This window comes from Enterobacter cloacae complex sp. IR5402 (assembly GCF_049238125.1).
GTDB classification, from domain to species: domain Bacteria; phylum Pseudomonadota; class Gammaproteobacteria; order Enterobacterales; family Enterobacteriaceae; genus Enterobacter; species Enterobacter hormaechei_C.
On sequence record NZ_JBMKHO010000005.1, the window covers coordinates 173,580 to 195,507 of the forward strand.

Genomic DNA, 21,928 nt, shown 5'->3' on the forward strand with positions numbered 1-21,928 from the left:
GTGTGACGTAGTCTTTGTCACACTTTTTCCCCCGGATGATTAAATTTTGCGTGCCGTTTTCAGCTTTTACCTTCCTTTTGCTGCAACAAAAACAATGCGCTGAAGCGCGCTCGTAAAATGCATTTTTGCAGCTGGTCTGCGGCTCCCGGGCAGGGTATACCCTTCGCAAAACAGGGAGGGGTAATAATGGTGAAATGGATAAGCATACTGATGATCTTCTTAAGCAGCGGGGCGATGGCTATCTGCCCGGTCTGGTCACCGGCTAAAGCCGGGCAGGAGATCGCGGCCCTGAAGGCGCAGCTGACCCGCTGGAATGAAGATTACTGGAAGCAGGGCAGCAGCGAGGTGAGCGACGACGTTTACGACAGGCTTAACGCCCGCTTAAAACAGTGGCAGCGCTGTTTTCACGATGAGCCGCTGCATGACGATCCTCCTGCCGCCAGCGGGACGGTGAAGCATCCCTTCGCCCATACCGGCGTGCATAAGGTAGAAAGCAAGCAGGCGCTTAGCCGCTGGATGGCGACGCAGCAGGATCTCTGGGTACAGCCAAAGGTGGATGGTGTTGCGGTCACCCTGGTCTACAAAAACGGCAAGCTGGCGCAGGCGATCAGCCGGGGCGACGGCTTACAGGGGGAAGAGTGGACGGCACAGGCGCGAATGATCCCCGCTATTCCGCAAACACTGGCCGGGCCGCTTGCCAACAGCGTGTTGCAGGGGGAACTTTTTCTGCTGCGCGAGGGGCATATCCAGCAGCGGATGGGGGGGATGAACGCGCGTGCGAAGGTAGCGGGGGCGATGATGCGCGCGAACGATCGCGCAGCGCTGAAGCAGACAGGCATTTTTATCTGGGCCTGGCCGAACGGCCCAAAAGTGATGAAAGCACGCCTTTCCGCGCTGGCGGAGGCTGGTTTTACCCTGACGGCGCGCTATACCCTGCCGGTTAAAAACGCGGCTGACGTGGAAGCGCAGCGGACGGCCTGGTTTAAGGCTTCGTTGCCCTTCGCCACGGATGGCATCGTGGTCCGCGCCTCGGCAGAGCCGCCGGGCGAGGAGTGGCTGCCGGGGGAAGGAAGTTGGGTCGTCGCATGGAAATACCTTCCTGTGGCCCAGGTGACGGAAGTCAAAGCGATTCACTTTACCGTTGGCCGTACCGGGCGGATCACCGCGATTGCGCAGCTTGAGCCGCTGATGCTCGACGATAAACGCGTACAGCGCGTCAGCTTAGGGTCAGTTAACCGCTGGCAGAGGCTGGATATTGCCCCCGGCGATCAGGTGCTGGTAAGCCTGGCGGGACAAGGTATTCCCCGGCTGGATAACGTGGTGTGGCGCAATGTGGATCGCCGTAAACCACAGCCGCCCTCATCGCGCTATAACGGCTTAACCTGTTTCTATGCCTCCCCGGAGTGCATGGAGCAATTTTTTGCCCGGCTGACGTGGCTAAGTTCCAGGCAGGCGTTAGATATCGAAGGTATGGGCGAATCAGGATGGCGGACCCTCTATCAGGCGCATCGGTTTGAGCACCTCTTCTCCTGGCTACAGCTCACGCAGGCGCAGCTCACCGCGACGCCGGGGATATCGGCATCGCATGGCGCTGCGCTGTGGCATCAGTTTAACCTGGCGCGGGAGCGTCCTTTTATCCGCTGGATCACCGCGATGGGAATACCACTGGCCCGGTCGACGATCAAGGCGGCAGGGGATCGCACCTGGCAGGCGCTGATTCAGCGAAGCGAAGCGGAGTGGCGGATGCTACCGGGTGTCGGGCAGGAGAAAGCCCGCCAGATCGTAAACTGGCTGCATCAGCCTCAGATTGATGCCCTGGCAAAGTGGCTGGCCGCAGAGCACATCGGTGGATTTTAATCTGCGTGCGCTCCTGAACAGACTGGCGAGGGAGGAAAACATTTTCGCTGCCGTGAAATAGCGTATTTATGAGACGCGGTTTATATACGCAGTAATTATGAATATAAATGAATTATTCATGATAAATATATTTTGAGGAAATATTATTCCCGATCCTGATTTAAGGGTTTGCTCTGCTTGTGTTTTTATTTTTCTCGAGAGGTTGGTTTAATTGATCTCAATCATTATTAATCGAGAACACTAGCCGGTAATGAAGGCGTTATAGGTGATGTAGTCTGTGTGCTTGACGTGGTTTTGCTTTTAATTTCAGTTGGTTAAATGTTTAATTAATAATATATTGAGTTTTTTCTGGTTAACAATTGGTCATATTTATTCTGCCGGAAATCATTGCGTCAAATTATTATAAGAATTATCTTATCCAAAATTTTTAAGGTAGTTACCGCTGGGGTGCATTTTGCATCACTTCTGCGTTTTCCTTTCTTTTTGCACCCCGTGAGGGAGTTAACTATCTGAACTCCAATTGAAGCAATTAAGGGTACCGAAATATATCCTGGCGGTTTATGTGCGCTGGTGTTCAGAGCCCAGGGCTTTTACATGGATGATTTTCCGTCCCTGTCGGGCCGGAATTCAGCCCCGGGCTTTATGCCCGTTAACCGGGACCTGGTTTCCAGGTGCTCATATTTTCCTTCATTTGAATGAGGACCAAAAATGAAAAGGACGCTTTGTACAGTGCTGACGGCACTCACGCTGGCGACTGCCTTGCCTGCTATAGGCGCTACCACCGAAGCAGGTAGCACCAGCGCAGCAACAACCGGAACAACAACCGGAGCAACGGTGGGAACTACCGCTGGCACTACGGGGGGACTGGCGGCAGGGGCGATTGGGACAACCGCTGTTGTCACCACCGCTGCGATTGCCGGCGTAGCGACGTTAGCCGTTGTCGCGGCAAGCGACAGTGGCGATGACTCAAGCAATGGTACTTCCACGACGACAGTTACCCGCTAAGGCTGGTGCGCAAGGCGATATAACCTTGCGCTGAACAGCGCAACGACTTGACCCGGCGTCGATATCAAAGCCGGGTATTTAATTGATTTCAATGTTATTTAATCAAGGATTTCTGGTGAGACTGTTTATTCTGCTCATCATGACTCTGCTGATCCAGGGGTGTACGCCGAGCCAGCAGAGCATTATTGAGACCTTTAACGCCAGTCTGGACGGGCGCCAGGATGTGACGGTAACGGACGGGCAGATTCAGGCGCTCCCATACTCAACCATGTACCTGCGACTGGATAATGGCCCGAGGATCCTGGTGGTTCTCGGATACATCGAACAGGGAAACAGTAAATGGTTATCGCAGGATGATGCGATGATCGTCACGCATAACGGTCGCCTTATCCACACGCTCAAGCTTCCTTATAACCTGCTTGAGGTAACCAATCTTGAGCACGATCCGCTGCGCCACACGCCGCAGCTCCGCGACGGCAGCCAGTGGTCGCGTGATGTGCGCTGGCAGGAAAAGGGGCGGTATCGCTCCGCACACCTGACCTCGCGCTTCTCCCTGAGCGGGACGGAAAACCTGACCCTTGCCGGAAACACGCTACGTTGTCAGGTCTGGCAGGAGGCGGTGCAGGCCGACGGCCTCGATCGTCGCTGGCATAACACCTTCTGGATTGATTCCGCTACCGGCCAGGTACGCCAGAGCGAACAGATGCTCGGCGCGGGCGTATTCCCTGTCGCCATGACGATGTTGAAGCCCGCCCCATGAACAGACTCAGAAAATGGTTACCTGGCGTAGGGCTATCTCTCTTCAGCCTGTCCGCCTTATGCGCAAGTGTCGTTAACGTGCATCAGCCGGGCAAAACGTGGTCTGCTGAACCGGCTGATACGCTCTCCCGGCTGGTCACCCAGCCGCAGCTGAACAACGTCTGGTGGCAGGGGGCTGTCATCGCAACCCCTTCCGCCACGCTGCGCGCGCAACAGACGCAACAGCAGGTGCTGGCGTCGCTTTCAGCGTGGCAGAATCGCGCCGATGACGAGCGGATCGCGACCATTCGCGCTGTCGCTGCACAGATCCGCTCGCTGCGGATCGTCGGGCGGCAGTTTGTCAGCCTCGACCCAGATGCCGTGCGTACCGACGCCCGCGGCGATCGCTCCCTTGAGGGCCGTTACGATCTGTGGCTCTCTCCTGCGCCCCGTACCGTCACGCTGATGGGGACGGTCGTCACGCCGGGGAAACGGGCCTGGCGACCGGGCGCAAGCATCCGGGACTACTTACAGGGGCAGTTGCGGCTGGCCGGCGCCGACAGGAATAACGTGACCGTTATCGATCCTGACGGCAGTACGGTTGTTGCGCCGGTGGCGTACTGGAACGCACGCCATATTGAAGCAGAGCCGGGCGCTGTTCTGTGGGTGGGGTTTGATCCCCGGGCGGTACCGGACGATTTTACCGGTCTGAATGAGCAAATCGTTGCGCTCCTGACGCGGCGGATACCTGACTGATGAACAAACTTTTTTTACTGAGCGGCCTTGCTCTGGCGATCTCTTCTGCCTGCCACGCGGAGCTGCGTACCTGGCCCGATCCGACCGGACCGTCACAGTCCGATTTTGGCGGCACCGGCCTGATGCAAATGCCCGACGCGCGCTTTGGCCGGGAAGGGGAATTCAGCGTCAACTACCGCGATAACAACCAGTACCGTTTTTACTCCTCTTCGGTCGTGCTCTTCCCGTGGCTGGAAGGGACAATTCGCTATACCGACGTCCGCACCCGTAAATACAGCAGCGACGAGGATTTCAGCGGCGATCAAAGCTACAAGGATAAGTCGTTCGACTTTAAAGTTCGTCTGTGGGAAGAGGACTATAGCCTGCCGCAGGTGGCGCTCGGCAAGCGTGATATTGCAGGCACCGGCCTGTTCGATGGTGAATATCTGGTTGCCAGTAAAATGGCCGGACCGGTCGATTTTACCTTTGGAATAGCCTGGGGATATCCCGGTAATAGCGACAACGTGGGTAACCCGCTTTGCCATGACAACAATAAGTATTGCACCCGCGGCGAGTCGCATGATGCCGGAGATATCAGCTTTAGCGATATGTTTCGTGGTCCGGCGTCTCTGTTTGGCGGCCTCCAGTATCAGACGCCCTGGCAGCCCCTGCGCCTGAAGCTTGAGTATGACGGCAACAATTATGCCGATGATTTTGCCGGCTCCATTAAGCAGTCGAGCCATATTAACGTGGGGGCGGTCTATCGCGTTGCCGACTGGGCCGATCTCAACCTCAGCTACGAGCGCGGCAATACGCTGATGTTTGGCTTCACCCTGCGGACCAACTTTAACGACCTGCGCCCCGCGCTGCGTGATAACCCGAAACCGGCCTGGCAACCGGCACCGGCAGGCGAGACGCTGGACTATACCTCTGCGGCGAACCAGCTCACCGCGCTTAAGTACAACGCAGGCTTCGATGCGCCGGAGATCCTTCAGCACGGCAATACCTTATACATGACCGGCGAACAGTATCGCTATCGCGATCCGCGCGAAGCGGTGGATCGTGCCAACCGTATTCTGATCAATAACCTGCCCGACGGGGTCGACACGATCGCTATCACCCAGCAGCGTGATCATCTGCCGCTGGTCACGACGCAAACCGATGTCGCCAGCCTGCGCAAACAGTTGGCGGGGCAGCCGCTCGGCCAGGAGGAGGCGCTCAGGCAGCAGCGCGTCGAGCCTGTGGATACCACAGCATTCGGGCGTGGCTACCGTATTCGCGCCGATCGCTTCAGCTACAGCGTTAAACCGACGCTGGCGCAGTCGCTGGGCGGTCCGGAAGATTTCTATATGTTCCAGGTGGGGGTGATGGCCAGCGCCAGCTACTGGCTGACCGATCGTCTGCTGCTCGACGGCGGCGTGTTCGCCAACCTCTATAACAACTACGACAAGTTCAAATCCTCGCTACTTCCCGCTGACTCCAGCCTGCCGCGCGTCAGAACCCATATTCGCGATTATGTCAGCAATGACTTCTACATCAACAACTTACAAGCCAACTATGTCGATGCGCTGGGGAACGGCTTCTATGCCCAGATTTATGGCGGCTACCTCGAAACCATGTACGGCGGCGTGGGAGCAGAGGCGCTCTGGCGCCCGCTGGATAGCGACTGGGCGCTGGGCGTGGATGCGAATTACGTCAAGCAGCGCGACTGGGACGACATGATGCGCTTCACCGACTACAGCGTGCCAACCGGATTTATCACCGCCTACTGGAACCCGGCGAAGCTCAACAGTGTGCTAATGAAGCTGAGCGTCGGGCAGTACCTGGCGAAGGATAAAGGCGCCACCCTCGACGTCGCGAAGCGATTCGACAGCGGCGTGACGGTAGGCGTCTGGGCGGCGCTGACCAACGTCTCGAAAGAGGATTATGGCGAAGGTGGCTTTAGCAAAGGCTTCTACATCTCGATCCCGCTTGATCTGATGACGATCGGCCCAAATCGCAACCGGGTGGTGGTCTCGTGGACGCCTCTCACGCGTGATGGCGGCCAGATGTTAGGCCGTAAATATCAGCTCTATGACATGACGTCAGAACGCGAAACCCCGGTAGGGCAGTAGTACCGGATGAAACAGGCATTACTTAACCAGATGATTTTCCTGAATGAAAAACGTTAAATTTTCCGTGCTGGCGTTGGCTATGATGGCGTTAAGCGGTTGTACTATCGTACCGGGCCAGGGACTTAGCAACCAGGGCAAAGATATTATCGATCTGCCTGACAGCAATTACGATCTGAATAAGATGGTCAACGTCTATCCCCTCACGCCGGGGCTGGTGGAGCAGTTGCTGCCTGGCAAAGTCGACTCCCGCGCGAATCCTGAACTGGATCGCCAGCTTCAGAACTACCAATATTGCATCGGCGTCGGCGACGTGCTGATGGTTACCGTCTGGGACCACCCGGAGCTGACCACCCCCGCAGGTCAGTACCGCAGCGCCAGCGATACGGGCAACTGGGTGAATGCCGATGGCACGATCTTCTACCCCTATATCGGCAAAATCCGCGTCGTCGGCAAAACGCTGGCCCAGGTGCGCGATGAGATCGCCGCCCGGCTGGACTCGGTGATTGAGAGCCCGCAGGTGGATGTCAGCGTCGCGGCATTCCGCTCGCAAAAAGCCTACGTGACGGGCGAAGTGGCTAAGTCGGGCCAGCAGCCCATCACCAACATTCCGCTGACGATAATGGATGCGATCAATGCGGCTGGCGGCCTGACATCTGAGGCGGACTGGCGCCATGTGGTGCTGACCCACAACGGCCAGGACACGCACATTTCGCTCTACGCGCTGATGCAGCGCGGCGATCTCACCCAGAACAAACTCCTCTATCCGGGCGATATTCTCTTCATTCCCCGTAATGACGACCTGAAAGTGTTTGTCATGGGCGAGGTGGGTAAACAGAGCACCCTGAAGATGGACCGTAGCGGCATGACGCTGGCGGAAGCGCTGGGTAATGCACAGGGCGTGAATCAGGATATGGCCGACGCCACCGGAATCTTTGTGATTCGTCCGTTACAGGGCAAGCAGAACGGCAAAATCGCCAACGTCTACCAGCTTAACGCCCGGGATGCCACCGCGATGGTGTTGAGCACCGAATTTCAGCTTGAGCCTTACGACATCGTCTATGTCACCACCGCGCCGCTGGTGCGCTGGAACCGCGTGATCTCTCAGCTTGTGCCGACCATTACCGGCGTACATGACCTGACTGAAACAGGGAGATATATCAGAACATGGCCAAACTAACGTTTAACGCCATCCTGGTGATCTGTACCGGCAATATCTGCCGCTCCCCCATTGGGGAACGGCTGCTGCGCCGGCTGCTTCCCGCTGCCCGGGTCGATTCAGCGGGAACGTGTGGCCTGGAAGGGCGCACCGCCGATTCACAGGCGACAGAGATCGCCGCCGAACGCGGCACCCTGCTTGAGGGCCACGTGGCGCGCAGGCTCACCCCCGCCATGGTGCGCGACTACGATCTGATTCTGGCGATGGAGCTGGAACATATCGAGCAGGTCACGGCTATCGCACCGGAGGCGCGCGGCAAAATGATGCTCTTTGGTCACTGGACGGGCAGAAAAGAGATCCCGGACCCCTACCGTAAAAACCGGGACGCATTTGAATATGTTTATGGGCTGCTGGAGCAGGCCAGTCTGGAATGGGCGAAACGGCTCAGTTAATCACACGGGATAGTTACGTTTTATGTCAACAAATAACCTTCACGCCCATGATGCGTCTGCCGCGAATAACGAGATCGATCTTGTGCGCCTGTTGGGTGAGCTGCTCGACCACCGAAAATTTATTCTCATCCTTACCGCGCTGTTCACGCTGGTGGCCCTGCTTTATGCGCTCTTTGCCACACCGGTTTATCAGGCCGATGCGCTGATACAGGTGGAACAGAAGCAGGGCAACGCGCTACTCAGTAACCTTAGCGAGTTCATCCCTGACTCCTCGCCGGAGTCGGCACCGGAGCTTCAGCTTCTCCAGTCGCGCATGATCCTCGGTAAAACGATTGATGACCTGAACCTGCGCACGCAGGTAAGTGAAAACTATTTTCCCCTTGTCGGACGCGGCTGGGCGCGGCTCACCGGCCAACAGCCTGGCATCGTCGATATCCGTATGCTCAATCTTCCCCCTGTCGCGGGCCGGGCGCAAAAGCTGACGCTGACCGTCGGCGAGAAGGGCCACTATCAGCTGGAAGGCGATAATGTGACGTTACAGGGCGTTGTGGGACAACCCCTGAGCGCGGCGAATATCGCCATTACCATTGCCGATATCCAGGCGAAGCCGGGTACGCAATTTACGATTACACAGCAGAGTGAGCTGGAGGCCATTGACGCGCTACAGCTGCGTTTTTCCGTGAGCGAGCGCAGCAAGGACAGCGGGATGCTTGGCCTGACCATCACGGGAGAAGATCCCGATGAGATGGCTCGCGTGCTTAACTGCATCGCCGACAACTATTTACAACAGAACGTGGCTCGCCAGGCGGCGCAGGATGCGAAAAGCCTGCAATTTTTGAAGCAGCAGCTTCCGCAGGTGCGCAGCGAGCTGGACCAGGCCGAGGAGAAGCTCAACCGCTATCGCCAGCAAAACGACTCCGTTGACCTGAACCTGGAGGCAAAAGCGGTGCTGGAGCAGATTGTAAATGCGGACAATCAGCTCAATGAACTGACCTTCCGGGAAGCGGAAATTTCGCAGCTCTACAAAAAAGATCACCCCACCTACCGGGCGCTGATTGAGAAACGGCAGACGCTGGAGCAGGAAAAAAACCGCCTGAATAAACGGGTATCGTCCATGCCGTCAACCCAGCAGGAGGTGTTGCGCCTGAGCCGTGATGTGGAGTCGGGACGCGTTATCTACCAGCAGCTGCTTAACCGCGAACAGGAGCTGAGCATCGCCCGGTCGAGCGCAATTGGTAACGTCCGCATTATCGATCCGGCCGTGACCCGGCCGCAGCCAGTCAAGCCGAAAAAAGCGCTGGTCGTCGTTCTGGGGGGTCTCCTGGGTCTGTTCGTCTCTGCGGGCTGGATCCTGGCGCGCAGTATGCTGCGTATGGGCATTGAAACGCCGGAGCAGCTGGAGGAGCACGGGATTAACGTCTATGCCACCGTACCGCTGTCAGAATGGCTGGCTAAAAAGATGCGTTTGCGTAAAAAAGACTTTATGTCCCCAGGGCTGCGCCATAAGACCAAACATATCCCCTTCCTGGCGGCGGATAATCCGGTCGATCTCTCCGTGGAGGCGATTCGCGGCCTGCGCACCAGCCTGCATTTCGCGATGATGGAGTCAGCGAACAATATACTGATGATCTCTGGCGCCACGCCTGACAGCGGTAAAACCTTTGTCAGCAGTACCCTGGCGGCCGTCGTGGCGCAGGCGGGCCAGAAAGTGCTCTATATTGATGCGGATATGCGTCGCGGGTATGCCCATGATCTGTTTAAGCTCGACAATACCTGCGGCTTGTCGGAGATGTTGTCCGGTAAGGCGGAGTATACCCAGGGCGTTCAGACCTTCGATAAAGGCGGGTTCGATACCATCGTGCGCGGGCAGATCCCTCCTAATCCGGCGGAGCTTCTGATGCATACGCGTTTCCAGCAGCTGCTGGACTGGGCGAATGAACGCTACGATCTGGTGATTATCGATACGCCACCGATCCTGGCGGTCACCGACGCGGCGGTTGTCGGCCGTCGCGCAGGCACCACGCTGCTGGTCGCCCGCTTCGGGATGAACAGCGTGAAGGAGATGCTGGTCTGTGTACAGCGTCTGGAGCAGAGTGGCGTCAATACCAAAGGAGTGATTCTCAACGGCGTCGTTAAGCGGGCAAGCAACGCTTACGGCTACGGCTACCATCACTACGGTTACAACTATTCGAGTAACTGATTATCCGGCGCCTGCCCGTTCTGACATTAATGCGCATTGTGTTTGTAATGAAAAACGGGCAGGCCCAGCTTCAGGCGCAATGCCAGCATACGCGCGGTGAAACCAAACAGCAGGGTGGAGATAACCACCACATCGTGGCTGGTGACATAGTGCTGCAAGGCGACGTAAAGCACTGCCGCAGCAAAGGAGATGCCGGCATACAGTTCCTTCTGGAAAACCAGCGGGATACGTTTGCAGAACATATCCCGCAGCACCCCGCCAAACACGCCCGTGATCACGGCAGCAATGGTGGCGATAACCGGGCCTTCACCCATATCGAGAGCGATTTGTGCGCCAATGATGGAAAAAACAATCAGCCCAAGCGCATCCAGCACCAGGAACACGCGGCGCAGATGAGGCATCACCGGGGCCACAATCGTGGTTAGCACGGCTGCCGTTGCCACGATAATGACGTACTCAGGGTTTTTTACCCAGCCGAGCGGATAATGGCCAAGCAGGATATCGCGTACGGACCCGCCGCCGAGCGCGGTGGCTGTGGCAATGATAATCACGCCGAAGGTGTCCATACGGCGACGTCCGGCAGCGAGCGCGCCGGTCATGGCTTCTGCGGTAATGCCAATAAGATAAAGAATGTGAAGCAGCATAAACCCTCCGGAATGAAGAGAAGGAGATTAGCGATTTGTGCGGAAGATCACGATTGAGATTTTCTAAGGTGAGGGGGTTTGCCCTACAGAAAATTATCAACGCATGCCAGGCAGGCTTGATATAAGGCGGGATAGAAAGGAAGTAGGGCTAAGAAAGGATTAGAAAAAGTAATGGGTGGTATGCGAGGCAATACCACCCTGAAAGGAATTACTCGATATTCTGGATCTGCTCGCGCATCTGCTCAATCAGGACCTTCAGTTCAATCGCTGAATTGGTTACCTCTGCATTGATAGACTTAGACGCCAGCGTGTTCGACTCGCGATTGAACTCCTGCATCATAAAGTCGAGACGGCGGCCTACCGCTTCTTTCTTCTTCAGAATGTTGTAGGTCTCTTTAACGTGCGCTTCCAGACGATCCAGCTCTTCAGCCACGTCCACACGCTGCGCCATCAGCACCAGCTCTTGTTCCAGACGGTTGTTTTCCAGCTGGACTTCCGCCTCTTCCAGTTTGGCGACAAGACGCTCACGCTGCCATTGCAGCACTTCTGGCATATGAGCGCGCACTTTAGCGACTTCGGCGCTCACGCCCTCAAGGCGTTGCTCAATCATCGCTTTCAGCGCCTGGCCTTCGGTTTCGCGGGCAACGATAAAGTCGTCCAGCGTGCCGTCGAGTGCAGCCAGGATCTCAGCGGTAATCGCGTCCAGATCCTGCTCTCCGGCGGCCATCACGCCAGGCCAGCGCAGAATATCAACCGGGTTGATCTCGCCTTCATCGCTTTGCATTTTGACCCAGTTCGCCGCATTAACCAGCTGTTTTGCCAACTTTTCGTTCAGGATCAGTTCGCCCTGTGCACTGGCATCGGGCTCAAAACGCAGGTTACATTCCACTTTCCCGCGGGTCAGACGCGTACGGATACGCTCACGCACCACAGGCTCCAGGCTGCGGAACTGTTCCGGCATACGGAAATACGTTTCCAGATAGCGCTGGTTTACCGAGCGCATTTCCCAGGTAGCGCTACCCCAGCTACCCTTGATTTCACGCCGGGCGTAGGCGGTCATACTGCGGATCATAGACATTCCCGTTTTTAAAGGAGAGATGGGGGGATTATAGCTTTCAGGGGCTTCTCAGGATAGGAATAAGCGTCCTTTATCCGTATAATGCGCAGCCACATTCGTTTCAAGCCGGAGAATCCATCATGCGTCCAGCAGGTCGTAGCGCCAACCAGGTGCGTCCCGTCACCCTGACCCGTAACTATACAAAACACGCTGAAGGCTCCGTGCTGGTTGAGTTTGGTGACACCAAAGTGCTTTGCACCGCGTCCATTGAAGAGGGCGTGCCTCGCTTCCTGAAAGGTCAGGGCCAGGGCTGGATCACCGCCGAATACGGTATGTTGCCGCGCGCAACCCATACCCGTAATGCCCGTGAAGCGGCAAAAGGTAAGCAGGGCGGCCGTACTATGGAGATTCAGCGCCTGATCGCGCGTGCGCTCCGCGCCGCGGTTGACCTGAAAACGCTGGGTGAGTTCACCATCACGCTGGACTGCGACGTGATCCAGGCCGATGGTGGCACGCGTACGGCCTCTATTACCGGTGCTTGTGTGGCGCTGGCAGACGCCCTGAACAAGCTGGTTGCCGCCGGTAAGCTGAAAACCAACCCAATGAAAGGGATGGTTGCTGCTGTCTCCGTTGGTATCGTTAACGGCGAAGCGCTTTGCGATCTGGAATACGTTGAAGATTCTGCCGCAGAAACCGACATGAACGTGGTGATGACCGAAGATGGTCGCATCATTGAAGTGCAGGGTACGGCAGAAGGCGAGCCATTCACCCACGAAGAACTGCTCACCTTGCTGGCGTTGGCCCGAGGGGGAATCGAATCTATTGTAGCGACGCAGAAAGCGGCGTTAGAAAATTGATTTTAAGGCGACCAATGAGTCGCCTTTTTTTTGCCTGTAAGACTGAAAAGACAAAGGAGCAAATCCATGAAATCGTATCAGCGCCAGTTTATTGAGTTTGCGCTTAACAAGCAGGTACTTAAGTTTGGCGAGTTCACGCTGAAATCCGGGCGTAAAAGCCCGTATTTCTTCAACGCCGGGCTGTTTAATACCGGGCGCGACCTGGCACTGTTAGGCCGCTTCTATGCCGAAGCGCTGGTGGATTCCGGGATTGATTTCGACCTGCTGTTTGGCCCCGCGTACAAAGGCATTCCAATCGCAACCACCACGGCGGTGGCGCTGGCGGAGCACCATGACCGCGACGTACCGTACTGCTTTAACCGTAAAGAAGCCAAAACCCACGGTGAAGGCGGCAATCTGGTAGGCAGTGCGTTGCAGGGCCGCGTGATGCTGGTGGATGACGTGATCACCGCAGGTACCGCGATCCGTGAATCGATGGAGATAATCCAGGCTAACGGTGCAACGCTTGCGGGCGTGCTGATTTCGCTCGATCGTCAGGAGCGTGGGCGCGGCGACATCTCTGCTATTCAGGAAGTGGAGCGCGACTACAACTGCAAAGTGACGTCGATTATCACCCTGAAAGATCTGATTGCGTATCTGGAAGAGAAGCCTGAGATGGCTGATCATCTGGCGGCGGTGCGTCAATACCGCGAAGAGTTTGGCGTTTAATTCAATTGCCCGGTGGCGCTGCGCTTACCGGGCCTACCCGTTCGTAGGCCGGATAAGGCGAAGCCGCCATCCGGCGATGGCGTTACTGTAACTGAGCAGCCACTAACGGCCAGCGGGCGTCAAAATCGTCCGTTGGTCGATATTTAAACTCGCTGCGCACAAACCGGGAGAGCATCCCTTCGCAAAATGCCAGGATCTGGCTTGCCAGCAGGGTTTCATCCGTATTATATCCCTCGCCTTCCCGCATTTTCTTCTCGCGCAGAACCTGACGCAGCTGGGCTTCGATACGCTCAAAAAGCTGGTTTATACGGCCTTGCAGACGATCCTGTTCAAACATCAGCGCGTGGCCGGTCAGAATACGGGTCAGACCCGGGTTACGTTCACCAAAGCCCAGAATCAGCAGCACAATCAGACGCAGACGCGTGCTGGTGTCTTTTTCATCCTTCAGAATCAGGTTGATGCGCGTGATCAGGCTGTCTTCGATAAACTCGATCAGGCTGTCAAACATCCGGGTTTTGCTCGGGAAATGACGATACAGCGCCGCCTCTGACACGCCCACAGAGGCCGCCAGTTTTGCGGTGGTGATGCGTTGACTGCCGTCGCTGGATTCAAGCATCAGAGCCAGAGATTGAAGTATTTCTTCGCGACGATTCCTTTTCGCGGTTTGTTTTTCTGCCATGTTACAAAATACCCCTGAAAATAAGCACTTGTCAGGCTGGCAACCACACAGCGACCCGCAAACTGACGTTTGCGGTTTGTTATTGCATTATGGCGCTGTGAGATGCGTGTTTGTCGGGCGGTTATTTGCGCCCGGAATGGCCGAAGCCGCCTTCGCCACGGTCGGTAGCGTCGAAGTCTGCCACCAGGTTAAATTCTGCCTGCACCACCGGTACAAACACCATCTGCGCGATACGCTCGCCCGGCTCAATGGTGAAGTTGTCCTGGCCACGGTTCCATACGGATACCATCAGCTGACCCTGATAGTCAGAGTCGATCAGGCCGACCAGGTTACCCAGCACGACGCCATGCTTATGGCCCAGGCCAGAGCGCGGCAGGATCACCGCTGCCAGTGACGGGTCAGCAATGTGAATCGCCAGCCCGGTCGGGATCAGGGTCGTTGCACCCGGCGCCAGTTCTACGGCGTCATCGAGACAGGCGCGCAGGTCAAGACCGGCAGAGCCGGAGGTGGCATACGTTGGCAGCGGAAATTGCTCGCCAACGCGCGGGTCCAGAATCTTAACGTCGATTTTTTTCATCATAACGGGTAACGATCTCGTCCAGTAAGTGTTGGCCCAGGAGTTCTTTGCGCTCAAGCGGTAAGACTTTATCTCCATCCTGCCAGAAAAGGTGCAATGCGTTGCTGTCGCTGTTAAATCCTTGCGTGGACAGCGATACGTCGTTCGCGCAAATTAAATCGAGGTTTTTGCGGGTACGTTTTTGCCGGGCATATTCTTCCACATTATTCGTTTCTGCGGCAAACCCAACAACGTAAGGACGATGAGTTTTCAGTGCGGCGACACCGGCAACGATATCCGGGTTCTTCACCATTTTTATTGTTAATTCATCGCCTTGCTTTTTAATTTTGGCGTCAGCAATAGTTTCGGCGCGGTAATCAGCGACGGCCGCACAGCCGATAAAAATATGCTGCTGTTGAGCATGCGCCAGTACGGCGGCGTTCATTTCCAGCGCGGTCGTCACATCAATACGCTGCACAAACGCTGGTGTGGTAAGCGACACCGGGCCGCTCACCAGCGTGACGTTCGCGCCGCGTTTGGCTGCCGCGGCAGCAATCGCAAAGCCCATTTTGCCGGAGCTGTGGTTGGTGATGTAACGCACCGGATCCAGCGGCTCGCGCGTGGGGCCCGCGGTAATCATGATGTTGAGATGTTGCAGATCGTTGACAGGCGAGAAATGGGCGGCGGCCATATCAACAATCGTTAATGGGTCGAGCATACGCCCTGGCCCCACGTCGCCGCAGGCCTGGCTGCCGCTGTCCGGTCCCCAAATCAGCAGGCCGCGCGAGGCCAGCGTGTCCAGATTGTGCTGGGTAGCGGCGTTGCGGTACATCTGCTGGTTCATTGCGGGCACAACCGCGACGGGCGCAGGCGTGGCGAGGCAAATGGTCGTTACCAGATCGTTCGCCATACCGGCTGCCAGGCGGGCAATTAAATCTGCCGTGGCGGGGGCAAGGATAACCAGATCGGCCCATTTCCCCAGCTCAATGTGGCCCATTGCGGCTTCGGCCGCCGGGTCGAGAAGGCTGTCGGATACCGGGTATCCCGAGACGGCTTGCAGGCTCAGCGGGGTGATAAAGGCTTTGCCGCCTTCGGTGATCGCGACCCGTACGTCGGCCCCGCGCTCGCGCAAACGGCGCACCAGGTCTGGCGTTTTATAGGCAGCAATACCGCCGCTGACGCCAAGAACGATTTTTTTACCGGCCAGGCTCATCATGATTCTTTCCTGTTGGGTTTCACCAGAGAGCGGGCATTTTATCACAATCCCTAAAACGGGGTGATGATGTCCTTAATTCACTTTGCGAGGCGTTACGCAAGAACGAAATGCCAGCATCGAACCCCGAATTTGCCTGTGGCAGCATAATGGCAAACAGAAGGAGGCCAGGCATGGAAGAGACTGAACTGCTGCTACCGCGTGAAAAAATGCTGCGTCATGGCGTCACGTTGTTAAAGGACGACGAGCTGCTGGCGCTCTTTTTACGCACAGGCACGCCGGGGAAAACGGTATTTACGCTGGCGAAAGAACTGATAGACCATTTCGGTTCACTGTATGGATTGCTGACCGCTGAGCTGGAGGCGTTTACGCACGTTGAGGGCATTGGCGTGGCGAAATATGCCCAGTTGCGGGGCATTGCCGAGCTGGCCCGGCGATTTTACAACGTGCGTATGGAGGAAGAAGACCCGATCCTCACCCCCGACATGACCCGCGAATTTCTGCAAAGCCAGCTCTCCGATCTGGAGCGGGAGATCTTTATGGTGATCTTTCTTGACAACAAAAACCGGGTACTGAAACATACCCGCCTTTTTTCGGGAACATTGAGCCATGTTGAGGTGCATCCGCGTGAAATTGTGCGGGAAGCGATAAAAGTGAATGCAGCCGGAGTGATCCTCGCGCATAATCACCCCTCTGGCTGTGCAGAACCAAGCAGAGCTGACAAAGCAATTACCGAACGTATTATCAAATGCTGTCAATTCATGGACATTCGTGTGCTGGACCATCTGATAATTGGCCGCGGAGAGTACATTTCTTTTGCCGAACGTGGCTGGATTTAGGCCTTTTCTCGCGATCCATCGGGATCTTTGTCTGTTCGGGACTTGAGCACACCGCCGAGTCAGCGTATACTACGCCACCTTTGAGAATCTCGGGTTTGGCATTTGGGCCTGGCAATCGAGAGTTCAATAGAACTATGCGATGACCGGGCTGTAAAGCCTGACGAGGCGCCGATACCCCATACGAAGCTCGAGCTAATTTGATTTTTGGAGAATAGACATGTCCCGAGTCTGCCAAGTTACTGGCAAGCGTCCGGTGACCGGTAACAACCGTTCCCACGCACTGAACGCGACTAAACGCCGTTTCCTGCCGAACCTGCACTCTCACCGTTTCTGGGTTGAGAGCGAGAAGCGTTTTGTCACCCTGCGCGTATCTGCTAAAGGTATGCGTGTAATCGATAAGAAAGGCATCGATACAGTTCTGTCCGAACTGCGTGCCCGTGGCGAAAAGTACTAAGTACTTAAAGAGGAAATAAATCATGGCTAAAGGTATTCGCGAGAAAATCAAGCTGGTTTCTTCTGCTGGTACAGGTCACTTCTACACCACCACGAAGAACAAACGTACTAAGCCGGAAAAACTGGAACTGAAAAAATTCGATCCAGTTGTACGCCAGCACGTACTGTACAAAGAAGCTAAAATCAAATAATTTTAGTCTCCTTGTATTGAAAAACCCCGCAACTGCGGGGTTTTTTGCATTCTGCATCTCAACGGAGGAACCATGCCTGAATTACCTGAGGTAGAGACCAGCCGCCGCGGCATTGAGCCCCATCTGGTTGGCGCGACTATTCTTCATGCTGTCGTTCGCAACGGGCGTCTGCGCTGGCCGGTGTCCGATGAGATCCACGCGTTAAGTGACAAACCCGTCCTGAGCGTGCAGCGCCGCGCGAAATACCTGCTGCTGGAGCTGCCTGACGGCTGGATCATTATCCATCTGGGAATGTCGGGAAGCCTGCGTATTCTTACCGAAGAGTTGCCTGCGGAAAAGCACGACCACGTTGATCTGGTGATGAGTAACGGCAAAGTGCTGCGTTACACCGACCCGCGTCGCTTTGGCGCATGGCTGTGGACCAAAGAGCTGGAAGGACACAACGTGCTGGCGCATCTCGGACCTGAGCCGCTCTCAGAGGCGTTTAACGCAGATTATCTCAAAGAGAAGTGCGCGAAAAAGAAAACCCCGATTAAACCCTGGCTGATGGATAACAAGCTGGTGGTGGGCGTGGGGAATATCTACGCCAGCGAATCGTTGTTTGCCGCCGGGATCCATCCCGATCGGCTGGCCTCCTCGCTGTCGGCGCAGGAGTGCGAACTGCTGGTCAGGGTTATTAAAGCGGTACTGCTGCGCTCAATTGAGCAGGGCGGGACGACGCTGAAGGATTTCCTGCAAAGCGACGGGAAGCCGGGTTATTTTGCGCAGGAGTTGCAGGTTTATGGCCGTAAGGGTGAGCCGTGCAGAGCCTGCGGGACGCCGATTATTGCCACGAAGCACGCTCAGCGCGCCACGTTTTACTGCCGTCAGTGCCAGAAGTAGGGTTACTTTAGCTTTTCCATCAACGCCTGGTGGACGTTAACCGGCAGGAAGTGGGTAACGTCCCCATGATGGCGCGCCACCTCTTTCACCAGCGAAGAAGAGATGAAGGACCACTCTTTGGAGGGCATCAGGAATACGCTCTCCAGCTCCGGCATCAGATGGCGGTTCATGTGTGCCAGCTGCATCTCATATTCGAAGTCTGCTACCGCGCGAAGACCGCGGATCAGGATATTGGCATGCCGGTCACGGGCAAAGTTTGCCATCAAGTCGCTGAATCCGACGACCTCAACATTCGACAGATGCGAAATCGCATCGGTGGCAAGCTGCACGCGTTCGTTCAGGTCGAACATCGGCTTTTTGCTCGGGCTGGCGGCAATGGCCAGAATCACCTTGTCGAACATACACGCCGCACGGGTGATGATATCAAGATGACCGTTAGTGATCGGATCGAAGGTACCCGGATAAATCGCTTTTGTGCTCATGGCTCACGTTTTCTCTGAGTAGCCGCGGTTCAGCGCCCACAGCTCGGTGTATTTGTTAAAAGTATACTGGGCATTCACTACGGCCAGTAACCAGCCCTGTTTGCCGTCCAGCACGCCGCCACGCAGCAGCAGCGTTTTCAGAAACGCGCCCAGCGTGTGGGTGAAGATGCCGGTCAGCGTGGCCTTCTTGCCGCGCGCATGCCGCTCCTGTGCCCAGGCGGTGGCATAGTTCAGCTGTTTACGCTGGAAGCTGGCGAAATCGCGGCAGGTCAGATGAAGCAGATCGCCCGTCAGGGGGATGACCTGAGCGTTATCGCAGGCCAGAGACTCATGGACCAGGTTATCGTTGTACTGATAACGCTCGCGGGCATAGAGGCGCATCACGCGGTCGGGGTACCAGCCGCTGTGGCGCATAAAGCGGCCCAGGAAATAGTTACGACGCGCGATACTGTAGACCGCGCCAGGCTGTGGCGCGGCAAGCACCGTTTGAATGGCCTGTCGGAGTTCTGGGGTGACGCGCTCATCGGTATCGATCATCAACACGTAATCGCCCGTGGCGTAACCCTGCGCACGCTGACGCTGAATACCGTAGCCCTGCCAGTCGGTGTCGGTAAAGACTTTTGCCCCGGCTGCACGGGCAACGTCCGCCGTATTGTCCGTACTTCCGGAGTCGAGAATGACGATTTCGTCAGCCCAGGCAACAGAGGCCAGGCAATCCGGAAGCAGGTCGGCGGCGTTTTTGGCGATCATCACGACCGACAGACGCGTTGACATTAGTGGCTCCGCTGCGGCAGATAAGGTTGCAGAAGTTGCAGCAGACGGGTCAGTGCGCCCTGGTTCTGATGCAGGACTTCAACGGCGTGACGACCGTACCACAGGCGGTAATCTTCGTCAGTCAGAAGGGTTGAGACCTCTTTGACCACCGAGTCCGCATCGGTCACGGTGATTAAGCCATCGGCTTGCTGCAATTTCGCGCAGATATCTTTGAAGTTAAACGTGTGTGGACCCATCAGCACGGGAATGGCGTGGGCTGCCGGCTCCAGCGGGTTATGACCACCTCGCTCCACCAGGCTACCTCCAACAAAGGCGAGGTCTGCAATGCCGTACAGCAGCATCAGTTCGCCCATCGTATCGCCAATCACCACCTGCGTGCTGCCAGAGGGGATTTCGCCGCTGCTGCGCAGGGTAAAGCTGAAACCGCCTTTTTGCACCATCTCGCGGGCATCTTTAAAACGCTCAGGATGGCGAGGAACCAGAATCAGCAGTAAATCAGGGAATTTTTCCAGCAGCTGGCGGTGAGCCTGAAGAATAATGGCTTCTTCGCCATCATGGGTGCTGGTGGCAATCCAGACCTGGCGACGCGGCGCCCACTGACGACGCAGCGTTACCGCACGGGCGGCGAGTTCAGGGGTGACGGAAATATCGAACTTCAGGCTACCCGTGACCGCAAGCTGGTTGCGCTTCAGGCCGAGGGCGATAAAGCGCGCGGCATCTTCTTCGTTCTGCGCGGCGATCAGCGTGATTTTGCTGAGCAGGCGACGCATAAATTTACCCAGCTTGCCGTACCCTTTAGCCGAGCGTTCCGACAGACGCGCGTTGGCGATAACCAAAGGAATTTTACGGGCATGCAGGGCGGAAATCATATTCGGCCACAGTTCGGTTTCCATGACGATCACCAGTTTAGGGCGCACGGTATTCAGGAAACGGTTCATGGCGCAGGGGAGATCGTACGGCAGGTAGACGTGATGCACGTCTTTACCGAAGGCAGACATCACGCGCTCTGAGCCGGTTGGCGTCATCGTGGTGACGGTGATGGGCAGTGACGGATAACGGTGGCGCAGGGCACGCACCAGTGGAATGGCGGCCAGCGTTTCCCCGACTGACACGGAATGCAGCAGAATACCGTCCGGCGCCACTTTATTGCGGCAGTAGCCATAGCGTTCGGCCCAGCGTTTACGGTACGCAGGCGCTTTACGGCTACGAAGCAACAGTCGCAGCCAAACCAGTGGCTGAATGATGTAGAGCAGGGCGGTATACAACAATTCCAAGCGATTATCCGTTTTTTTAGTTTCGGCCGGGAAATTCTAAGCATTTAAGCGTGCTAAAGCTATCTCTTATGCCAGATACCGTTTTAAACGGAAGTAGCGTCGGCCCAGGCGCCAGCGCAAACGCGGGCTTTTGGCACTTTTCCAGATGAGCTTCCAGATCCCGGTGTCGAAGAACTCTTTGATTATCATTGCTTTCTTCGCCTCATCCTTCATGTTGTCGAAGGTATGAATAATTCCCAGACCCTCTTTGGCGATTTGCCAGTGGCAGGCCGGGATATTTTTCACTTTATCCGGGTAGCGCTGGTTAATGGCATCAAGCATCTTCAGTATCTTCATGTAATGGCGCGCAGAGCGAATCAGCGTGTCGTCATTATCCGGGGTGTGCGATACCGAGGCGGAGTGAATGTAGTAGTCGTAAAAGCGTTCGCTGGTGTACTGAACGCGTTCCGCGGCAAGCAGCACCTCAGTCGTCCACGGAATATCCTGATGGCGCAGGCCAGGCTCGAAACGGAAGCCGTGCTGACGAATAAAATCGTGACGATAGATATTCAGCCAGGTCACATGCAGGAACTTACGTGAATCCAGCGCCTTTTTTAACCATGCCGCACCATTCATGACGCCCGTTGAGGCGAGCTTATCTTCAGGGAAGATAGGGCGAGACGGTTTTTTGTTATTTTCCCAGACGTAGTTGCCATTGCAGGTGGCGACATCCAGGTTCTGCTTGACGGCCATATCCAGCAGACGCTGGTACATGCCGGGTTTGAAGACATCATCAATATCCGGGAAAGAGAGATACTGCCCGGTCGCAACCGCCAGGCCGGTATTACGCGCGATGGACACGCCCTGATTAGGTTGTTCAATAACCTGCATCTGTGGCAGCTTTTCGCGCCATTTTTCGACAATTTGCATCGAGCGGTCAGTGGAGCCGTCATTCACGATGATGACTTCCATACTGTCGATGTGTTGATTTACAAGGCAGGTAAAGAACTGATCGAGAAAAGCTTCACCGTTATAAACGGCAACCACCACGCTTAATAAAGGCGCTGAATTTTGCATATGAAA

Annotated in this window: 23 protein-coding genes; 14 read left to right on the forward strand and 9 right to left on the reverse strand. The window is 56.1% G+C overall.

Annotated elements, in window-relative coordinates; translation table 11 throughout:
- Positions 1–186: 186 nt before the first annotated feature.
- The 8 genes from ligB (at position 187) to etk (ending at position 10,257) form a co-directional block, all read left to right on the forward strand.
- Positions 187–1,857, forward strand: coding sequence for an NAD-dependent DNA ligase LigB (gene ligB, locus ACOTXL_RS11265; RefSeq protein ID WP_045350359.1), 1,671 nt, complete (start codon positions 187–189; stop codon positions 1,855–1,857).
- Between the two features lie 708 nt (positions 1,858–2,565).
- Positions 2,566–2,862 (forward strand): hypothetical protein, encoded by a 297-nt coding sequence (locus ACOTXL_RS11270; protein ID WP_022650140.1) that lies wholly within the window; start codon positions 2,566–2,568, stop codon positions 2,860–2,862.
- 115 nt (positions 2,863–2,977) lie between these two features.
- Positions 2,978–3,622: a YjbF family lipoprotein gene (locus tag ACOTXL_RS11275; RefSeq protein ID WP_045350357.1), complete on the forward strand. Its 645-nt coding sequence runs from the start codon at positions 2,978–2,980 to the stop codon at positions 3,620–3,622.
- A complete protein-coding gene (locus ACOTXL_RS11280; protein WP_045350356.1) occupies positions 3,619–4,356 on the forward strand; it encodes a capsule biosynthesis GfcC family protein in 738 nt (245 codons plus the stop codon). The genes ACOTXL_RS11275 and ACOTXL_RS11280 overlap by 4 nt, the downstream gene beginning before the upstream one ends.
- Positions 4,356–6,449, forward strand: coding sequence for a YjbH domain-containing protein (locus ACOTXL_RS11285; RefSeq protein ID WP_072223425.1), 2,094 nt, complete (start codon positions 4,356–4,358; stop codon positions 6,447–6,449). The genes ACOTXL_RS11280 and ACOTXL_RS11285 overlap by 1 nt, the downstream gene beginning before the upstream one ends.
- Positions 6,450–6,492: 43 nt before the next feature.
- The gene (locus tag ACOTXL_RS11290) at positions 6,493–7,626 is read left to right on the forward strand and encodes a polysaccharide export protein (protein WP_045342684.1); all 1,134 of its coding nucleotides are present in this window, start codon (positions 6,493–6,495) and stop codon (positions 7,624–7,626) included.
- A complete protein-coding gene (locus ACOTXL_RS11295; protein WP_015570047.1) occupies positions 7,614–8,057 on the forward strand; it encodes a protein-tyrosine-phosphatase in 444 nt (147 codons plus the stop codon). The genes ACOTXL_RS11290 and ACOTXL_RS11295 overlap by 13 nt, the downstream gene beginning before the upstream one ends.
- A 22-nt stretch (positions 8,058–8,079) precedes the next feature.
- A complete protein-coding gene (gene etk, locus ACOTXL_RS11300) occupies positions 8,080–10,257 on the forward strand; it encodes a tyrosine-protein kinase (RefSeq protein WP_045350354.1) in 2,178 nt (725 codons plus the stop codon).
- Positions 10,258–10,283: 26 nt separating this feature from the next.
- On the opposite strand, the gene ACOTXL_RS11305 is transcribed toward etk, so the two are convergent.
- Positions 10,284–10,901 (reverse strand): trimeric intracellular cation channel family protein, encoded by a 618-nt coding sequence (locus tag ACOTXL_RS11305; protein WP_015570045.1) that lies wholly within the window; start codon positions 10,899–10,901, stop codon positions 10,284–10,286.
- Between the two features lie 208 nt (positions 10,902–11,109).
- Positions 11,110–11,973: a YicC/YloC family endoribonuclease gene (locus ACOTXL_RS11310; RefSeq protein ID WP_003860907.1), complete on the reverse strand. Its 864-nt coding sequence runs from the start codon at positions 11,971–11,973 to the stop codon at positions 11,110–11,112.
- Positions 11,974–12,098: 125 nt separating this feature from the next.
- Here ACOTXL_RS11310 and rph point away from each other — a divergent pair, with 125 nt between their 5' ends.
- A complete protein-coding gene (gene rph / locus ACOTXL_RS11315) occupies positions 12,099–12,815 on the forward strand; it encodes a ribonuclease PH (RefSeq protein WP_015570044.1) in 717 nt (238 codons plus the stop codon).
- Between the two features lie 66 nt (positions 12,816–12,881).
- Positions 12,882–13,523: an orotate phosphoribosyltransferase gene (gene pyrE, locus ACOTXL_RS11320; RefSeq protein WP_003860903.1), complete on the forward strand. Its 642-nt coding sequence runs from the start codon at positions 12,882–12,884 to the stop codon at positions 13,521–13,523.
- Between the two features lie 82 nt (positions 13,524–13,605).
- Here pyrE and slmA read toward each other — a convergent pair whose 3' ends face one another.
- From slmA to coaBC, 3 genes are all read right to left on the reverse strand, one after another.
- Complete coding sequence (gene slmA, locus ACOTXL_RS11325; RefSeq protein WP_003860901.1) at positions 13,606–14,202, reverse strand: nucleoid occlusion factor SlmA; 597 nt, start codon at positions 14,200–14,202, stop codon at positions 13,606–13,608.
- Between the two features lie 121 nt (positions 14,203–14,323).
- Positions 14,324–14,782, reverse strand: coding sequence for a dUTP diphosphatase (gene dut / locus ACOTXL_RS11330; protein ID WP_045350353.1), 459 nt, complete (start codon positions 14,780–14,782; stop codon positions 14,324–14,326).
- On the reverse strand, positions 14,760–15,971 hold the full coding sequence (gene coaBC, locus ACOTXL_RS11335) for a bifunctional phosphopantothenoylcysteine decarboxylase/phosphopantothenate--cysteine ligase CoaBC (RefSeq protein WP_086532025.1): 1,212 nt from the start codon (positions 15,969–15,971) through the stop codon (positions 14,760–14,762). The genes dut and coaBC overlap by 23 nt, the downstream gene beginning before the upstream one ends.
- A gap of 173 nt (positions 15,972–16,144) precedes the next feature.
- On the opposite strand from coaBC, the gene radC reads away from it, so the two are divergent.
- From radC to mutM, 4 genes are all read left to right on the forward strand, one after another.
- The gene (gene radC / locus ACOTXL_RS11340) at positions 16,145–16,810 is read left to right on the forward strand and encodes a RadC family protein (protein ID WP_006812419.1); all 666 of its coding nucleotides are present in this window, start codon (positions 16,145–16,147) and stop codon (positions 16,808–16,810) included.
- A gap of 217 nt (positions 16,811–17,027) precedes the next feature.
- Entirely contained in the window at positions 17,028–17,264 is a 237-nt protein-coding gene (gene rpmB / locus ACOTXL_RS11345) for a 50S ribosomal protein L28 (protein WP_002436699.1), read from the forward strand.
- A gap of 22 nt (positions 17,265–17,286) precedes the next feature.
- Positions 17,287–17,454, forward strand: coding sequence for a 50S ribosomal protein L33 (rpmG, locus tag ACOTXL_RS11350; RefSeq protein WP_003024094.1), 168 nt, complete (start codon positions 17,287–17,289; stop codon positions 17,452–17,454).
- 72 nt (positions 17,455–17,526) lie between these two features.
- Complete coding sequence (mutM, locus tag ACOTXL_RS11355) at positions 17,527–18,336, forward strand: bifunctional DNA-formamidopyrimidine glycosylase/DNA-(apurinic or apyrimidinic site) lyase (RefSeq protein ID WP_003860879.1); 810 nt, start codon at positions 17,527–17,529, stop codon at positions 18,334–18,336.
- A 2-nt stretch (positions 18,337–18,338) separates the two neighbouring features.
- Here mutM and coaD read toward each other — a convergent pair whose 3' ends face one another.
- The 4 genes from coaD to ACOTXL_RS11375 all read right to left on the reverse strand — a co-directional run bounded on the left by coaD (position 18,339) and on the right by ACOTXL_RS11375 (position 21,922).
- A complete protein-coding gene (gene coaD / locus ACOTXL_RS11360; RefSeq protein ID WP_023315165.1) occupies positions 18,339–18,818 on the reverse strand; it encodes a pantetheine-phosphate adenylyltransferase in 480 nt (159 codons plus the stop codon).
- Positions 18,819–18,821: 3 nt separating this feature from the next.
- Entirely contained in the window at positions 18,822–19,592 is a 771-nt protein-coding gene (locus tag ACOTXL_RS11365) for a glycosyltransferase family 2 protein (RefSeq protein WP_003860875.1), read from the reverse strand.
- The gene (gene waaA / locus ACOTXL_RS11370; protein WP_003860874.1) at positions 19,592–20,866 is read right to left on the reverse strand and encodes a lipid IV(A) 3-deoxy-D-manno-octulosonic acid transferase; all 1,275 of its coding nucleotides are present in this window, start codon (positions 20,864–20,866) and stop codon (positions 19,592–19,594) included. Before waaA ends, ACOTXL_RS11365 begins: the two co-directional genes overlap by 1 nt.
- A 66-nt stretch (positions 20,867–20,932) precedes the next feature.
- Complete coding sequence (locus ACOTXL_RS11375; protein ID WP_045332963.1) at positions 20,933–21,922, reverse strand: glycosyltransferase; 990 nt, start codon at positions 21,920–21,922, stop codon at positions 20,933–20,935.
- Positions 21,923–21,928 lie beyond the last annotated feature (6 nt).

Coding starts and splice junctions, on each gene's coding strand:
- ACOTXL_RS11305 (WP_015570045.1), bottom strand. CDS start 10,901: ATGCTGCTTCACATTCTTTATCTTATTGGCATTACCGCAGAAGCCATG.
- ACOTXL_RS11295 (WP_015570047.1), top strand. CDS start 7,614: ATGGCCAAACTAACGTTTAACGCCATCCTGGTGATCTGTACCGGCAAT.
- ACOTXL_RS11285 (WP_072223425.1), top strand. CDS start 4,356: ATGAACAAACTTTTTTTACTGAGCGGCCTTGCTCTGGCGATCTCTTCT.
- coaBC (WP_086532025.1), bottom strand. CDS start 15,971: ATGAGCCTGGCCGGTAAAAAAATCGTTCTTGGCGTCAGCGGCGGTATT.
- rpmG (WP_003024094.1), top strand. CDS start 17,287: ATGGCTAAAGGTATTCGCGAGAAAATCAAGCTGGTTTCTTCTGCTGGT.
- ACOTXL_RS11310 (WP_003860907.1), bottom strand. CDS start 11,973: ATGATCCGCAGTATGACCGCCTACGCCCGGCGTGAAATCAAGGGTAGC.
- ACOTXL_RS11365 (WP_003860875.1), bottom strand. CDS start 19,592: ATGTCAACGCGTCTGTCGGTCGTGATGATCGCCAAAAACGCCGCCGAC.
- ACOTXL_RS11270 (WP_022650140.1), top strand. CDS start 2,566: ATGAAAAGGACGCTTTGTACAGTGCTGACGGCACTCACGCTGGCGACT.
- ACOTXL_RS11280 (WP_045350356.1), top strand. CDS start 3,619: ATGAACAGACTCAGAAAATGGTTACCTGGCGTAGGGCTATCTCTCTTC.
- mutM (WP_003860879.1), top strand. CDS start 17,527: ATGCCTGAATTACCTGAGGTAGAGACCAGCCGCCGCGGCATTGAGCCC.
- dut (WP_045350353.1), bottom strand. CDS start 14,782: ATGATGAAAAAAATCGACGTTAAGATTCTGGACCCGCGCGTTGGCGAG.
- rph (WP_015570044.1), top strand. CDS start 12,099: ATGCGTCCAGCAGGTCGTAGCGCCAACCAGGTGCGTCCCGTCACCCTG.
- pyrE (WP_003860903.1), top strand. CDS start 12,882: ATGAAATCGTATCAGCGCCAGTTTATTGAGTTTGCGCTTAACAAGCAG.
- coaD (WP_023315165.1), bottom strand. CDS start 18,818: ATGAGCACAAAAGCGATTTATCCGGGTACCTTCGATCCGATCACTAAC.
- ACOTXL_RS11375 (WP_045332963.1), bottom strand. CDS start 21,922: ATGCAAAATTCAGCGCCTTTATTAAGCGTGGTGGTTGCCGTTTATAAC.
- radC (WP_006812419.1), top strand. CDS start 16,145: ATGGAAGAGACTGAACTGCTGCTACCGCGTGAAAAAATGCTGCGTCAT.
- ligB (WP_045350359.1), top strand. CDS start 187: ATGGTGAAATGGATAAGCATACTGATGATCTTCTTAAGCAGCGGGGCG.
- rpmB (WP_002436699.1), top strand. CDS start 17,028: ATGTCCCGAGTCTGCCAAGTTACTGGCAAGCGTCCGGTGACCGGTAAC.
- slmA (WP_003860901.1), bottom strand. CDS start 14,202: ATGGCAGAAAAACAAACCGCGAAAAGGAATCGTCGCGAAGAAATACTT.
- etk (WP_045350354.1), top strand. CDS start 8,080: ATGTCAACAAATAACCTTCACGCCCATGATGCGTCTGCCGCGAATAAC.
- ACOTXL_RS11290 (WP_045342684.1), top strand. CDS start 6,493: ATGAAAAACGTTAAATTTTCCGTGCTGGCGTTGGCTATGATGGCGTTA.